The organism is Bradyrhizobium sp. WSM4872 (assembly GCF_055811715.1).
This window is the reverse complement of record NZ_JBVVPT010000100.1, coordinates 1-235: the sequence shown is the minus strand read 5'-3', so window position 1 is coordinate 235 and position 235 is coordinate 1. Positions and strand designations below refer to the sequence as shown.

General features: G+C 43.0%; 1 protein-coding gene. It reads left to right on the top strand.

Annotation, left to right across the window (positions count from 1 at the left end; all coding sequences use genetic code 11):
• Position 1 precedes the first annotated feature (1 nt).
• The coding region (locus tag AC0L3C_RS36260; protein WP_473410419.1) for a gamma-glutamyltransferase at positions 2–235 on the top strand (234 nt) is incomplete at its 3' end.

Sequence of the window (235 nt, the reverse complement as noted above, 5' to 3'; positions counted from 1 at the left end):
GATTTACGGATCGGGTATTACGATTCCAGGGTACGGCGTGTTATTGAATACCACAATGGATGGTTTTGATGTTGTGGCGGGTGGGATCAATGAAATTGCACCTTATAAACGACCACTAAGTAACATGGCTCCAACGATTGTGATGCATCACGGGAAGCCAATATTAACAGTAGGTGCACCTGGTGCCATAAGTATCATTGCTAGTGTTGCGCAAACATTAATCAATGTATTAGTG